Here is a 14,797-nt window from a genome sequence, read left to right on the forward strand (position 1 = left end):
TCGGCTCTCAGTGCCCCCACCCCAACCCTCCCCCAAAGGGGGAGGGAGAAAATGCACGCCATGACTTCCATCGACGCCCTGCAACAGGCCCTCCAGTCCGCCGGCTACTTCGCCGAGCGCCGGCTCGCCACTGCCGTCTTCCTCGCCCTGAAGCTGCAGCGTCCGCTGCTGCTGGAAGGCGAACCCGGTGTCGGCAAGACGGAACTGGCCAAGGCGCTGGCGGTGGCGCTGCAGCGCGCGCTGCTGCGGCTGCAGTGCTACGACGGCCTGGAGCTGCGCGAGGCGCTGTACGAGTGGAATTACGCCGCGCAGCTGCTGCACATGCGCGCCGCCGAAGGCAAGGAGAGCGCGGACCAGATCGAGCGCGAGGTCTACCAGGACCGCTACCTGATCCGCCGGCCGCTGCTGCAGGCCTTGCAGGCGCCCGAGCCCGGCGCGGTGCTGCTGATCGACGAGGTGGACCGCGCCGACGAACCCTTCGAAGCCTTCCTGCTGGAATACCTGGGCGAGTACCAGGTGAGCATCCCCGAGATCGGCACCATTCGGGCGCGCGCCACGCCGGTGACGATCCTCACCAGCAACCGCACGCGGGAACTGAATGACGCAGTGAAGCGCCGCTGCCTTTATCACTGGCTCGACTACCCCGGGCGCGAACGCGAGCTGGCCATCGTGCGCGCCCGCGTCCCGGAGGCGAGTGACGCGCTCTCGCGCCAGGTTGCCGCCTTCGTCGGCAAGCTGCGCAGCCAGCCCTTCGCCAACGCCTTCCAGCGCGCGCCCGGCATCGCCGAGAGCGTGGAGTGGGCCAAGGCCCTGGTCGCGCTCGACACGCTGGCGCTCGATCCGGAAGTGGTGACCGACACCGCCGGCATCCTGTTCAAGCAGCGCGACGACGTCAACGCGCTCACGCGGGAGCTGGCCACCGAGCTGCTGAAACCCGAAGCCGAACCGGCCTGAGAACATGAGCGTCCTCGGTGATGTCCGCTCCGGAAAACTCGCCGACAACATCGCCGGCTTCGGCCGCGCGCTGCGCCGTGCCGGACTGCGGGTGGACAGCGCGCGCATCGCGCTGGCGCAGGAGGCGGCGCAACTCGTGGGCGTGGTCGACAAGGGCGATTTCGGCGCGGCGATGGAAGCGGTGCTGGTGAACCGCGAGCAGGAGCGCGAGGTCTTCCGCGAGCTGTTCGATGCGTTCTTCCGCGATCCCGAGGTCGCGCACAAGCTTCTTGCGCAGATGCTGCCCTCCGCCGAAGGCAAGGCGCCGCCTTCGAAGCGCAGGCCTCGCGTGAGCGAGGCGCTGGCGCCGCGCAAGACCTTCGGCGACGCGCCACCCCGGCCCGGCAAGGACGTGGAGTTCGACGCCGCGATGACGGCGAGCGACCTCGCGCGCCTGAAGCATGCCGACTTCAACGCGCTCTCGTCCAGCGAATTCCACCTGGTCGAGCGGCTCGCGCGCGACATCGCGCTGCCGGTGCCCGAAGTGGAGATGCGCCGCATGCGACCCGGCGGGCGCGGCGCGCAGTTGCACTGGGCGCGCTCGCTGCGGCACGCCGCGCACACCGGCGGCGAGCTGATGGTGCTCGAGCGCATGCAGCGCAGGCGCGAGCCCCTGCCCGTGCTGGTGCTGGTGGACGTGTCCGGCTCGATGGAGCGCTACGCCCGCCTGCTGCTCGCCTTCCTGCATGCGGCGACGCGCGCGCACCGCCGCCGCGACGTGTTCGCCTTCGGCACCCACCTCACCGACCTCACGCCCGCGTTCCGCATTGCCGACACCGACGCGATGCTCGCCGCGGCGAGCGCGGCCATCGACGACTTCGCCGGCGGCACGCGCCTGGGCGAATCGCTCGCGACCCTGCGCCAGCGGCATGCGCGCCGGCTGGTGGGCCGCCGCACGCTCGTGCTCATCATCAGCGACGGACTCGACACCGGCGAGCCGGAGGACCTCGCCCGCGAACTCGACTGGCTGACGCACCGCTGTCGCAGGCTGCTGTGGCTCAACCCGCTGTTGCGCTTCGAGGGCTATGCTCCGCTGGCGCGCGGCGCGGCAGTGCTGCACCGGCACGCCCATGCCATGCTGGCCGTGCACAACCTGGCCAGGCTGCAGGACCTGGCCTCCAGCCTGGCCGAACTGCTCGACAGATAGAACGAAAAAACGGAAGACAAGAACCATGGAAATGCAAGGCAGCCGCCACCTCGCGGTCACCCAACAACAGGCCTGGGACGCGCTCAACGACCCGGAGGTGCTCAAGACGTGCATCCCGGGTTGCGACAAGGTCGAGGCCACCGCGGAGAACCAGTACGCCATCGGCATGGCCGTGAAGATCGGCCCCGTGTCGGCGCGCTTCGCCGGCAAGATCCTGCTGATGGACGTGCAGCCGCCCAACAGCTACACGCTGCATTTCGAGGGACAGGGTGGCGCGGCCGGCTTCGGCAAGGGCAACGCGCGCGTGAACCTCTCGCCGCCGGTGGAAGGCAGCGGCTGCGAGCTGGGCTACACGGCGCAGGCGCAGGTGGGCGGCAAGATCGCGCAGGTCGGGCAGCGGCTGGTGGACGGCGTGGCGAAGTCGATGGCGGAGGACTTCTTCAAGCGCTTCGACGACGAGATGCAGCGCCGGCACCCGCAGGCCTATGCCGCGGAGGCGGCGCTGCCGCCGCCGTCCGCGGCCAATCCGCTGAAGGAGCACACCGGCAAGCACATGCCCTGGTGGGCGTGGGGCGTGTTCGCCGCGGTGGTGGTCGTCGCGCTGCTGCTGCTGGTGCGCTGAAGAACGAGCCATGGACCCGTCACGCCCGACCTGGACCCGCCGCGCGGTGATCGGCGCGTCGGCGGGCCTGGTCGCGCTGCCGGCGTTCGCGCTGGCGCAGGGCGCGAGCTATCCAGCGCGGCCCATCGTGCTGATCGTGCCCTGGCCGGCGGGCGGCCAGACCGACATCACCATGCGCATCCTGGCGGAACTCGCCGCGCGGCAGCTCGGACAGCCCGTCATCGTGGAGAACCGGCCCGGCGCGGCGGGCACGATGGTCGGTCCGGCGCTGCGCCTGGCCGCCCCGGACGGCTACACGATCGCCCAGCTGCCGCTCACCCTGTATCGGGCGCCGCTGCAGCGCAAGGTCCCCTGGGATCCGCTGCGCGACATCACGCCGGTCATCCAGATCTCCGGCGTCACCTTCGGCATCGTGGTGCCGGCGGATAGCGGCTTCCGCAGCTTCGCCGACCTGCTCGCGTGGGGCCGCGAGAACCCCGGCAAGCTCACGGTCGGCTCGACCGGCGTCGGCAGCACGGCGCATCTCGCGATGGAGGACGTGCTCTCGCGCGAAGGCGTGCACTACATCCACGTGCCGTACAAGGGAACCGCCGACCAGATGCTGGCAGTCGCGAGCCGGACGCTGATGGTGGGCGTCAATTCCACCGGCTTCGCGCCCTATGTGGAGAACGGCAGGCTCCGGCTGCTGGCGATCTTCAGCGCGCAGCGCAGCCAGCGCTGGCCGCAGGTCCCCACCATGCGCGAGCTGGGCTATCCCGAGGCCGTCTACACCTCGCCCTACGGCATCGGCGTGCCGGCGGGAACGGAGGCGGCCATCGTGCGCAAGCTGCACGACGCCTTCAAGGCGGCGATGTTCGATCCGCTGCACCTGCGGGAACTGGCGCGCTACGACCAGGAACCCGAATACCTCGACACCGCGGCCTACGGCCGCTATGTGCACGACGTCACCGCGCGCGAGCGGCAGCTGCTCGCGCGCATCGGTATCGTCGCGCCGCGCGCCGAATGAGCGACGGAAGCGTCCTCGCCTGCCGCGACGTGTCCAAGCGCTACGGACGCACGCAGGCGCTCGACGCCGTGTCGCTGCAGGTGCAGGCCGGCGAGATGGTGGCGCTGCTCGGCCCCAATGGCGCGGGCAAGACCACGCTGTTCCAGCTGCTCACCGGCCTGTTCGTGGCCGACAGCGGCACGGTGGAAGTGCTGGGCGCGGACATGCGGCGGGACCCGGTGCGGGCGCTGTCGCGGCTGGGCGTGGTGTTCCAGCAGCCGGCGCTGGACCTGAACCTCACGGTGCGCGCGAGCCTGCGCTTCCACGCCGACCTGCACGGCCTGCCGGCGGCGGTGTCGCGGCCGCGCATCGAGGCGCTGCTGGAGCGCTTCGGCTTGGCCGGGTCCGCAGGCCAGCTGGCGCGCGAGTTGTCGGGTGGCAACCGGCGCAAGGTGGAACTGCTGCGGGCGCTGCTGCACGAGCCCAAGGTCCTGCTGATGGACGAAGCGACGGTGGGACTCGATCCGGCTTCGCGTGCACAGCTGCTGCAGGAGGTGCTGCGCTCGCGCGAGGAACGGGGACTGGGCGTGTTGTGGGCGACGCACCTGGTCGACGAAGCGGAGCATGCGCAGCGCGTGGTGGTGCTGCACAAGGGCAAGGTGCTGTTCGACGGCACGCCTGCCAGCCTGTGCGAAGCGCAGGGGGAGCAGGGCCTGCAGGGGGCTTTCCTGCGGATCACCGGAGGAGCGAAGAATGCGGTGGTTTGAGATGGCACGGTGGGCAAGCAAGCTTGCCCACCCTACGGTGCTCGCGTGGCTCCTAGTAGGGTGGGCAACTTCGTTGCACACCGAGGCGAAGGCCAAGGACACCGGCCAGGTCTTCGTCTCATCCGAAAAGGAAAATGCCATGGCCATCCTCGACGCGGCCAAGGGCGAAGTGACCGGCTCGCAGCCGCTGTGCAAGCGCCCGCGCCACATGCAGCTCAGTCCCGACCGCCGGCAGCTGCTGGTGGCCTGCAGCGACGACCATCGCGTCCTCGTCTGGGACATCGCCGCGAAGAAGGTTGCCGCTCGCCTCGACGTCGGCGAAGACCCGGAGATGTTCGACCTCAGCCCCGACGGCCGCATGCTCTATGTGTCCAACGAGGAGGACTCGACGCTCACCGCCTTCGACCTCGCGAGCCGCAAGAAGGTCTTCGAGGTGAAGGTGGGCGGCGAACCGGAAGGCGTGAAGGTCGGCGCCGACGGCAAGCTGGTGTACGTGACTTCGGAGGTCGAAAGCCTGGTGCACGCGATCGACGTCGCCAGTCGCAGGATCGTGCACAACATCCCGGTGGGCAAGCGGCCGCGCCGCTTCCTGCTCGCCGGCGGCGAGCTGTGGGTGAGCAACGAGCTGGAAGGCAGCGTGAGCATCATCCGCACCGGCGACCACACCGTGCAGGCCACGATCCCGCTGCGGCCGCCCGGCATGCGGCCGGAGGACGTCACGCCGGTCGGCATGGCCCTGGCGCCCGACGGCAAGACGGCCTTCGTGGCGCTCGGCCGCGCCAACCACGTGGCGGCCGTCGACGTCGCCTCGCGACAGGTGAAGGCCTACGTGCTGGCGGGCCGCCGCGCGTGGGGACTGGGACTTTCGCGCGACGGCAAGCGCCTGTACGTCACCAATGGCCTGTCCGACGACCTGACGATCGTGGACACCACCACCCTGAAGCCGACGAAGACCCTGAAGGTCGGACGGGTCCCGCATTCCGTGGTGGTCGATGACTGAGGCCTCGTTCAGCCCCTCCGTGCGGCGCCGTGCCCTGCTGCTGGCGGGTGCGGCCGCGGCCCTGCCGGTGCGCGCGCAGCAACGCATCTTCTCGCTCGGCCTGCTGTCGCAGGCCGACGATGCGCGCTACGACGCGCAGGCCCTGCAGCAAGGTTTTCCGGACGCGCCGGCCGGGCGTTCCGCGCCGGCCGCGCAGATCGCGCTGAACGACAGCCTGATCAAGCTGCAGATGGCGAGCTGGACGTCGACGCGGCTGCTCACGTCCGAAGCGCCGGATGCGGCGGGCGTCCCCGCAGCCCTGCAGCAGCTGGTGCTCAAAGGCGTGCGCCATGTGATCCTGGAGTTGCCGGCTGCCGGCGTGGCCGCCGCCACCGCGGCCGCCGCGGGCCAGGACGTGATCCTGTTCAATGCCGCCGCGCCGGAGGACGCCCTGCGCGCCGCGCAATGCGCTCCGCACCTGCTGCACACCTTGCCCAGCCACGCGATGCAGATGGACGCCATCGCGCAGCTGCTGGTTGCGCGCAAGTGGATCCGCCCGCTGGTGCTGACCGGCCCGACGCCGGCCGACCGCCTGCTGATCTCGGCCTGGCAACGCAGCGCGAAGCGCTTCGGCGTGCGGCCGGTCGCGGAGAAGGCTTTCCGGCTCTCGAACGATCCGCGCGAGCGCGATCTCGGCAACGTGCGGCTGCTCACGTCCGATCGCGACTACGACGCCGTGGTGGTCCTCGACGCGCAGGGCGAGTTCGCGCGCGAGGTGCCCTACCGCACCGTGCTGCCCCGCCCGGTGCTCGGAAGCAATGGCCTGGTCGCGCAGGCCTGGAGTCCGTTCCACGAGCGCTACGGCGCGCCGCAGCTCTCGCGCCGCTTCCTGCGCCGGACGCAGCGGCCCATGGGCAGCTACGACTGGGCGACCTGGATGGCCGCACGCAGTGCCGCCGAAGTCGCCGGCGCCTTCAACAAGTCGACCGTCGCGCAGCAGCTGCAGGCGCTGCGCCAGGGGGCCATCGCGGTCGACGGCTACAAGGGCCAGCGCCTCAGCTACCGCGCCTGGGACGGGCAACTGCGCCAGCCGCTGCTGCTCGCCCATGGCGGCGGCATCGCCGACATGGCGCCGATCGAGGGCTTCCTGCATCCGCGCTCGGTGCTGGACACGCTCGGCTACGACGCGCCCGAATCGGGCTGCCGCATCCCATGAGGCCGGCCCACGCGCTGCGGGCGCTGCGTGCCGTTGCCGGGCGCGAGCTGCACAGCTTCTCGCGCCAGCCCGGGCGGCTGATGTCCGCGCTGGTGCGGCCGCTGCTCTGGCTGCTGGTGTTCGCCGCCGGCTTCCAGAACGTGTTCGGCATGGCGATCGTCGAACCCTACGAGACCTACATCCCGTACAGCGTGTACCTGGTGCCCGGCCTGCTGGGCATGGTGGCGCTCTTCAACGGCATGCAGAGTTCGCTCGCGATGGTCTACGACCGCGAGATGGGCGTGATGCGGCTGCTGCTCACCGCCCCCTTGCCCCGCTGGTGGATCCTCCTGTGCAAGCTGGCGGGCGGTGCGACCCTGTCGCTGCTGCAGATGCTGGCTTTCCTGCTGGCGGCCTTCCTGTTCCGGATCGACCTCGACTGGCGCCACCTGCCGGCGGCGCTGCCGGTGTTCCTGCTCGCGGCGGTCATGCTCGGCGCGCTGGGCCTGGTGCTGTCGGTGTACGTCAAGCAGCTGGAGAACTTCGCCGGCACGATGAACTTCGTGATCTTCCCGATGTTCTTCCTCAGCACCGCGCTGTACCCGTTGTGGAAGCTGCAGGAGTCGGGCGCCTGGATCGTGCACGCCATCGCGCGCTTCAACCCGTTCACGCATGCCGTGGAGGCGATGCGCTTCGCGCTGTACGGCCGCGCGCTGGGCGAGAGTCTGGCGGTGGTGGCCGGCTGCGCGATCGCCTTTTTCGCGCTGGCGCTATGGGGCTACGACCCGCAGCGCGGCGCCGCCCGCCGGCCGCAGGGCGGCCCGCCATGAGGGGCGTTTCCCCGCTGTCGTCCGGCGCCGATCGCGGTAGGCTAGGGATCGCAGCCCCGGCAGGGGCGATGAGGGGGAAAAGAATGAAACGGTCCGTGCTGGCCGCCGCGGCGATCGCCGCCGTGCAAGCGTCGGCGCAGACGCCGCAGCCCGCGCCCGCCGAACCCGAGCGCATCCTGCGTCCGGTCGTGGTGACGCCCACGCCCGGCGTTGCGCAGGACGCCTTCGACACGCCGGCTTCCGTCGACGTGATCCAGGGCGAGCAGCTGCGCAACGCGCAACTCCAGGTGAACCTGTCCGAGCCGCTGGTGCGGGTGCCGGGGGTGGTCGCCTTCAACCGCCAGAACTACGCGCAGGACCTGCAGATCTCGGTGCGCGGCTTCGGCGCACGTTCCACCTTCGGCGTGCGCGGCATCCGCCTGTTCACCGACGGCATCCCCGCCACGGCACCGGACGGTCAGGGCCAGGTCTCGCACTTCGACCTGGCTTCCGGCGACCGGCTGGAAGTGCTGCGCGGCCCCTTCTCGGCGCTTTACGGCAATTCCTCCGGCGGCGTGATCAGCCTGTTCACCGCCGACGGCGGGCCGCAGAAGGTGGTGGAAGCGGGCGCGGCCTTCGGCAGCGACGGCGTGCGGCGGCAGAACGTGCGCTTCAGCGGCGAGGAGGGCGCCTGGAACTGGAACCTGAGCGCGACCAACTTCCACACCGACGGCTTCCGCGACCACAGCGCGGCCGACCGGCGGGGCTTCATCGGCAAGGTGAAGTTCAAGGCGTCGAACCACACGCGGCTCACCTTCGTGCTCAACGCGGTCGACATGCCCGACGTGCAGGATCCGCTGGGGCTGACGCGTGCGGAATGGCAGGCCAATCCGCGGCAGGCGAGTCCGGCGGCGCTGGCCTTCAATACGCGCAAGTCGGTGGACCAGGTGCAGGGCGGGCTGATTCTGGAGCAGCGCATCAACGAAGTGCATTCCGCCAAGGTCACCGCCTGGCGCGGCAACCGCGGCACGGAGCAGTTCCAGGCGATCCCGACGGGCACGCAGGCGCCGGCGACGCATCCGGGCGGCGTGATCTCTCTGGAGCGCGACTACCAGGGCATCGACGCGCAGTGGACCGCGAAGACGCGGGCCTTCGGCCATCCGCTCACCTTCACCGCCGGTGTCACGGCCGACGAACTGAAGGAGGACCGCAAGGGCTTCCGCAACTTCCTCGGTTCGCCCGCGGCGCCGACCGCGCAGGGCGTGCTCGGCGCGCTGCGCCGCGACGAGAACAACCGCGTGCGCAGCTTCGACCAGTACGCGCAGGGCGTGTGGGACAGCGAGCGCTTCAGCCTCACCGCGGGTGTGCGCCATTCCGTCGTGAAGTTCGATTCGCGCGACCGCTTCATCGCCGCGGGCAACGGCGACGACAGCGGCTCGGCACGCTATTCGGCGACCACGCCGATCCTCGGTGCGGTGTGGCACTTGAACGATCGCCTGAACCTCTATGCCTCTGCCGGCAAGGGCTTCGAGACGCCGACCTTCAACGAGCTGTCGTACCGGCCGGGCAATGCGCCGGGCCTCAATTTCAACCTCCGGCCTGCGAAGAGCCGGCAATACGAGCTGGGGGTGAAGGCGGAACCGGCGCGCGACTGGCGCGTGAATGCCGCGGTGTTCCAGGCCAACACCTCCGACGAGATCGCCGTGCTCACCAACAGCGGCGGCCGCAGCACCTTCCAGAACATCGGCAATTCGCGCCGGCGCGGCCTCGAGACGGCGCTGGAAGGCCGGTTCGCCGAATCCTGGTCGACGTACGCGGCGCTCACCTACCTGGATGCGACCTATCGCTCGGCCTTCCGCACCTGTCCCGGCGCTCCTTGCCCCACAGCCGCCAACCCTGCGGTTCCGGTGCGTGCGGGCAACCGGATCCCGGGGATCCCGCGCTTCACGGCCTATGCGGAAGTGGCCTGGCGCCACCGTCCCTGGGGCCTGGAGACCGCGCTGGAGATGAGGCACGTCGGTCGCATCCCGGTGGACGACCGCAACACCGACTACGCTCCCCCGGCCACGCTGTTCAACTTGCGCGTGGCGCTGCTGCAGAAGCGCGACCACTGGACCTTCCGGGAATTCGTGCGGGTGGACAACCTGGCGGACCGGAACTATGTAGGCTCGGTGATCGTCAACGAGGGCAACCAGCGCTTCTTCGAGCCGGCCCCCGGACGCACCTGGCTGGTCGGCGTGAGCGCCGCCTACGCTTTCTGAAATCGCGCACGAAGGACGAGGACGCATGGAAAACCTGGACGTGATGGTGCTGCGCACCCTGCGCGACTGGCGCCAGGCGGGCAAGCGCGCGCTGCTCGCGACCGTGGTGCGTACCTGGGGTTCGTCGCCGCGGCCGATCGGCTCGATCATGGCGCTGGCGGAAGACGGCGCGGTCGTCGGTTCGGTGTCCGGCGGCTGCATCGAGGACGACCTGATCTACCGCCACACGCAGGCCTACTCCGGCAAGGAACCGGGCCACCAGATCCCCTCGGGCCCGCCGTCCTTCGTGAAATACGGCGTGACGGCCGATGAAGCGCACCGCTTCGGCCTGCCTTGCGGCGGCACGCTGGAACTGCTGCTGGAATACGACCCCGATGCGGAGGCGCTCGATGCACTGGTGCGCGCGCTGGAGTCGGGCCGGCTGATGCGGCGCACCGTGCGCCTGTCGGACGGCGAGGTCGCACTCGCGGAAGCCGAGTCGCCGCAGGAATTGACGCTGTCGCCCGAGCTGCTGGCGAACACCTTCGGGCCCGAATACCGCATGCTGCTGATCGGCGCGGGCCAGCTCACCGAATACCTCGCGACGATGGCGCTGTTCAGCGGCTTCGCCGTGACGGTGTGCGATCCGCGCGAGGAATACCGGGGCACGTGGAGCGTGCCGGGGGCGGCCGTGGTGAGCGACATGCCCGACGACGTCGTGCTCGCCTTCCGGCCGGATCGCCGCAGCTGCGTGATCGCGCTGACGCACGATCCGAAACTCGACGACCTCGCGCTGCTGGAAGCGCTGAAGACGGAGTCCTTCTACGTCGGCGCGATCGGCAGCCGCCGCAACAACGAGGCGCGCCACCAGCGCATGATCGAGCACTTCGGCCTCACCGCCGCCGACCTGCAGCGCCTGCGCGGTCCGATCGGCGTCTTCATCGGCAGCAAGACGCCGGCGGAGATCGCGGTGAGCATCATGGCGGAAGTTCTGGCGGTGAAGAACGGCGTGGTGCTGCCGCGCGACATGGAAGTGGCGCAGGCGAAGAACCTGCGGGCGATGCAGGCGAACGAACCGGGGACGTTGGTCTGCGGCGTGGCTGCCAAGAGGTAGTAGGGTGGGCAAGCTTGCTTGCCCACCATGCGCGGCACGACGACGGTGGGCAAGCAGAGCTTGCCCACCCTACACCGCTACGACGCAACGAGCGCCCTGTTCCCCGCCGATTCGGCCTCGCCCCGCGGGCGGCGCCGTCCGACGGGGATGGTGCCCTCCGCTTGCTAGAGTCGTCGACACATGCGCGAAGAGCCTTTCGAGATCATCACGGCCGGCGGCAAGCTGAGCGGCACGCTGGCCCTGCCGGAGACGCGCGATCCCTGGCCCGTCGTACTGCTGATCTCCGGCTCCGGCCCGACCGACCGCGACGGCAACAGCGCGCTGGTGCCCGGCGCGGACGGTTTCATGAAGCGACTGGCGCAGGCGCTGGCCGCCGAGGGACTGGCCTCGCTGCGTTACGACAAGCGCGGCGTCGGTGCCAGCGAGCATCCCGGCCTGCGCGAGGACGAGTTGCGCTTCCGGCACATGGTCGACGACGCGCTGGCGCTGGCGGCGCCGTTGCGTGACGACGCGCGCTTCACCTCGCTGCTGCTCGCCGGTCACAGCGAAGGCGGCCTGATCGCGGCGCTGGCCGCACGCGAGGCGCAGGCGGCGGCCGTGGTGTCGATCTCCGGTGCCGGCCAGCGTGCTTCGGACCTGCTGCGCACACAGCTGCAGGGCAAGCTTCCCGAAGTGCTGGAAGTCCCCGCGCTGGCCACGCTGGACGCCCTTGCGGCCGAGCAGTTGGTCGAGGATCCACCCGAAGCGCTGACGCTGCTGTTCCGGCCTTCGGTGCAGCCTTACCTGGTCTCCTGGTTCCGCTTCGATCCGGCCGAGGTCCTCGCGGATCTGCCTGTGCCGGTGCTCGTCGTCCATGGCGCCGCCGACGGGCAGGTGCCGCCGAGCCACGCGCGGCTGCTGCACGAAGCGCGTCCCGATGCGCGGCTGTTGCTGGTGGAAGGCATGGACCACCTGCTCGCGGTGGAAGGCGATGCCGGGGCCGGCGCGTGCCGGATCGCCGATGCGATCGCCGCGCTCGCCGCGGAACTGCAGCGCAGCGAAGCCGCCTGAGCTACTTCTCCTTGCCCATCACGAGGTCCGGCACGATCGTCACGATCTGCGGGAACAGGGTCACGAGCACGATGCACACGACCAGGCAGGCGAAGAAGGGAATGGCCGCGCGCGCGATGACCGTACTGTCTTTCCCCGTCATGTTCTGCAGCACGAACAGGTTGAAGCCCACCGGCGGCGTCACTTCCGCGATCTCCACCAGCAGCACGATGAAGATGCCGAACCAGATCAGGTCGAAGCCGGCCTTCTGGATCATGGGCAGCACCACCGCGCTGGTCAGCACGATCATGCTGATGCCGTCGAGCGCGGTGCCCAGCACCAGGTAGATCACCGTCAGCATCGCGATCAGCGCGTAGGGCGAGAACTGCTGCGCCGTCACCCACTCGGCCAGCACGCGCGGGATGCCCGTGAAGGCCATCGTCTTGGTGAGGAAGGCGGCGCCGGCCAGGATGAACATGATCATGCAGCTGCTGCGCGTCGCGCCCATGAGCCCCTCCCAGAAGGAGGCCCAGGTCAGCGACTTGCTCCACCCTGCCATCACCAGCGCCCCGAGCACGCCGTAGGCCGCGCATTCGGTGGCCGTGGCCCAGCCCGCGATCAGCACCCACACGATGAAGAGGATCAGCAGCGTGCAGGGGATGAGGTTGCCGGAGCGGCGGATCTTCTCGGCGAAGGTGGTCGGCGGGTCGGCGGCCGGCACCTGATCCGGGTTGCGCAGGCTCCACCAGACGATGTAGCCGGAGAACAGCACCATCAGCAGCAGGCCGGGCAGGAAACCGGCGAGGAAGATGCGGATGATGGAAGCGTCGGCGGCCACGGCGTACACCACCATCGTGATCGAAGGCGGGATCAGGATGCCCAGCGTGCCGGCGGTGGCGAGCGAGCCGAGCGCCAGCTGCTCGCTGTAGCCGCGCTTGAGGAGCTCGGGCAAGGCCACCTTCGAGATCGTCGCGCAGGTGGCGGCCGAGGAACCCGACACCGAGCCGAAGATGCCGCAACCGAGGATGGTGGTGTGCATCAGGCGGCCCGGCACGCGATTGAGCCAGGGCCGCAGGCCTTCGAACATGTCCTCGCTCAGGCGGCTGCGGAACAGGATCTCGCCCATCCAGATGAACAGGGGCAGGGCGGCGAGCTCCCAGGATGCGTTCGATTCCCAGAAGGAGGAGAACAGGTTGGCGCCCGGCGAGGTGTTGGTGAAGAACGCCTGGCCGATCCAGCCGCAGATCGCGAGCGTCATCGCGATCCACACGCCGCCCGAGAGCAGCAGCATGAGCGCCAGCAGCAGCAGTCCGCCGACGACGAGCGTGTCCATCAGACGTCCGAGGAGTAGTCGCCGCGCGCGTGCCGTTCCTCGACGGCTTCCACGTACGACGGCTTCCGGCCGCGGAGCACGCGCACCAGTTCGTCGACGACGGCCACGAACAGGAGCACCGATCCGATCGCGAAGCTCGCCTGCGGAATCCAGATCGGGATCGGCAGCAGGCCTTGCGCGACCTCCTTGAAGGCCCAGCTCTCGTAGGTGAACCTGATCGCCCACCAGGTGAGGTAGCCGACGCACAGCGCGCCGATCGCGAGGCAGGCCATCTCCAGCCAGTGGCGCGGACGCGGCGACAGCTGCTCCAGCAGCAGCGTGACGCGCACGAAGTCGCCGTGCTTGAAGGCGTGCGCCATCGCGAAGAAGGAGGCGGCGGCGCAGGACCAGGCCACGACGTCGTTCACCGCACCGGTGGCGACGCCGAACTGCCGCAGCACCGTCTGCCCGATCATCAGCAGGAAAATGCAGAGGACGAAAAGGGCGCCGATGGCGCCCGATGCAAGGTAGAGGCGATCCAGGAAGCGGCGCAAGGCGCGTTGCCTGCTACTTCTTCTGGAAGGCGTCGATCACCGCCGTGCCGTCGGCGCCGGCCTTCTTCTGCCAGTCGGCCAGCATGATGGTGCCGACCTGCTTCATGTCGGCCACCAGCTTGGTCGAGGGCTTCATGATCTTCATGCCCTTGTCCGTCAGCGCCTTCTTGTACCACTCGTTCTTTTCTTCCGAGAGCGCCCAGCCGCGCTTTTCGGCGTCGGCCGCGGCTTTGAGCACGGCTGCCTGCGTGGGCTTGTCGAGGGCGTCGAAGGCCTTCTGGTTCACGATGATGGCGTTCTTGGGCAGCCAGGCCTGCGTGTCGTACCAGTACTTGATGCTCTCGTAGGTCTTGGAGTCGTAGCCGGTGGACCCCGAGCTCATGTAGCTGTTGACCACGCCGGTGGCCAGCGCCTGCGGCAGTTCGGCGGCCTGGATGGTGACCGGTTGCGCGCCGACCAGCTCGGCGATCTTCGCCGTCGCGGGGCTGTACGCGCGCCACTTGAGACCCCGCATGTCGGCCACCGAGGTGAGCTCCTTGTTCGTGTAGATGCCCTGCGGCGGCCAGGCCACGGTGTAGAGCAGCTTCATGCCCTGTGCGGCCAGCAGGCGATCGAGCACCGGTTTTTGCGCGGCGGCCAGCTTCTTCGCCTCGGGGTAGCTGCTGGCCAGGAAGGGGATGCCGTCCGCGCCGTAGATCGGGTTCTCGTTCTCGAAGTTCGCCAGCAGCAGTTCGCCGATGGCGGCCTGGCCGCTCTGCACCGCGCGCTTGATCTCGTTGGCCTTGAAGAGGGAAGCATTGGCGTGCACCTGGATCTTCAGCTTGCCGCCGGACGCCTTCTCCACGTCGTTGGCGAAGGCCTGCAGGTTCTCGGTGTGGAAGTTGCCGGCCGGATAGGCGGCCGGCAGGTCCCACTTGGTCTGGGCGAAGGCGCCGCCGGCGAAGCAGGCAGCCAGGACGGGCAGGGCGAGGCGGTAGTGCATGGTCGCTCCGGGGGAGAATGCAGGGATGGCGGCCAGCATACGTTCAACGACGAGGCCAGCTCCACCGGG

General features: G+C 69.6%; 14 protein-coding genes. 11 read left to right on the forward strand and 3 right to left on the reverse strand.

Features of this window, described 5'->3' with window-relative positions; genetic code table 11:
- Positions 1–51: 51 nt before the first annotated feature.
- The 11 genes from VF522_RS00915 (at position 52) to VF522_RS00965 (ending at position 11,901) form a co-directional block, all read left to right on the forward strand.
- Complete coding sequence (locus VF522_RS00915; RefSeq protein ID WP_414709409.1) at positions 52–954, forward strand: AAA family ATPase; 903 nt, start codon at positions 52–54, stop codon at positions 952–954.
- A gap of 4 nt (positions 955–958) precedes the next feature.
- Entirely contained in the window at positions 959–2,140 is a 1,182-nt protein-coding gene (locus tag VF522_RS00920; RefSeq protein ID WP_330906321.1) for a vWA domain-containing protein, read from the forward strand.
- A 25-nt stretch (positions 2,141–2,165) separates the two neighbouring features.
- Complete coding sequence (locus tag VF522_RS00925) at positions 2,166–2,762, forward strand: carbon monoxide dehydrogenase subunit G (protein WP_330906322.1); 597 nt, start codon at positions 2,166–2,168, stop codon at positions 2,760–2,762.
- 10 nt (positions 2,763–2,772) lie between these two features.
- The gene (locus tag VF522_RS00930; RefSeq protein WP_330906323.1) at positions 2,773–3,768 is read left to right on the forward strand and encodes a tripartite tricarboxylate transporter substrate binding protein; all 996 of its coding nucleotides are present in this window, start codon (positions 2,773–2,775) and stop codon (positions 3,766–3,768) included.
- Positions 3,765–4,514, forward strand: a complete 750-nt coding sequence (locus VF522_RS00935) for an ABC transporter ATP-binding protein (protein WP_330906324.1) — start codon at positions 3,765–3,767, stop codon at positions 4,512–4,514. Before VF522_RS00930 ends, VF522_RS00935 begins: the two co-directional genes overlap by 4 nt.
- Entirely contained in the window at positions 4,501–5,514 is a 1,014-nt protein-coding gene (locus VF522_RS00940) for a PQQ-dependent catabolism-associated beta-propeller protein (protein WP_414709410.1), read from the forward strand. Before VF522_RS00935 ends, VF522_RS00940 begins: the two co-directional genes overlap by 14 nt.
- Positions 5,507–6,709: a branched-chain amino acid ABC transporter substrate-binding protein gene (locus VF522_RS00945; protein WP_330906326.1), complete on the forward strand. Its 1,203-nt coding sequence runs from the start codon at positions 5,507–5,509 to the stop codon at positions 6,707–6,709. Before VF522_RS00940 ends, VF522_RS00945 begins: the two co-directional genes overlap by 8 nt.
- Positions 6,706–7,518 carry an ABC transporter permease gene (locus VF522_RS00950; RefSeq protein WP_330906327.1) on the forward strand — a complete coding sequence of 271 codons (813 nt, stop codon included), beginning with the start codon at positions 6,706–6,708 and terminating at the stop codon, positions 7,516–7,518. The genes VF522_RS00945 and VF522_RS00950 overlap by 4 nt, the downstream gene beginning before the upstream one ends.
- Before the next feature lie 83 nt (positions 7,519–7,601).
- Positions 7,602–9,758, forward strand: a complete 2,157-nt coding sequence (locus VF522_RS00955) for a TonB-dependent receptor (RefSeq protein ID WP_330906328.1) — start codon at positions 7,602–7,604, stop codon at positions 9,756–9,758.
- Between the two features lie 25 nt (positions 9,759–9,783).
- Entirely contained in the window at positions 9,784–10,851 is a 1,068-nt protein-coding gene (locus tag VF522_RS00960) for an XdhC family protein (protein ID WP_330906329.1), read from the forward strand.
- Positions 10,852–11,031: 180 nt separating this feature from the next.
- Positions 11,032–11,901 (forward strand): alpha/beta hydrolase, encoded by an 870-nt coding sequence (locus tag VF522_RS00965; protein WP_330906330.1) that lies wholly within the window; start codon positions 11,032–11,034, stop codon positions 11,899–11,901.
- Between the two features lies 1 nt (position 11,902).
- On the opposite strand, the gene VF522_RS00970 is transcribed toward VF522_RS00965, so the two are convergent.
- Genes VF522_RS00970 through VF522_RS00980 form a run of 3 tightly spaced genes read right to left on the reverse strand, consistent with a single transcriptional unit; the run spans position 11,903 to position 14,728 of the window.
- The gene (locus tag VF522_RS00970) at positions 11,903–13,213 is read right to left on the reverse strand and encodes a TRAP transporter large permease subunit (protein WP_330906331.1); all 1,311 of its coding nucleotides are present in this window, start codon (positions 13,211–13,213) and stop codon (positions 11,903–11,905) included.
- Positions 13,213–13,746: a TRAP transporter small permease gene (locus tag VF522_RS00975; protein ID WP_330906332.1), complete on the reverse strand. Its 534-nt coding sequence runs from the start codon at positions 13,744–13,746 to the stop codon at positions 13,213–13,215. The genes VF522_RS00970 and VF522_RS00975 overlap by 1 nt, the downstream gene beginning before the upstream one ends.
- A 13-nt stretch (positions 13,747–13,759) precedes the next feature.
- Complete coding sequence (locus tag VF522_RS00980; protein ID WP_330906333.1) at positions 13,760–14,728, reverse strand: TRAP transporter substrate-binding protein; 969 nt, start codon at positions 14,726–14,728, stop codon at positions 13,760–13,762.
- Positions 14,729–14,797 lie beyond the last annotated feature (69 nt).

Origin of the sequence: Ramlibacter sp. (genome assembly GCF_036383835.1) — a bacterium.
In the GTDB taxonomy this organism is placed as follows: domain Bacteria; phylum Pseudomonadota; class Gammaproteobacteria; order Burkholderiales; family Burkholderiaceae_C; genus Ramlibacter.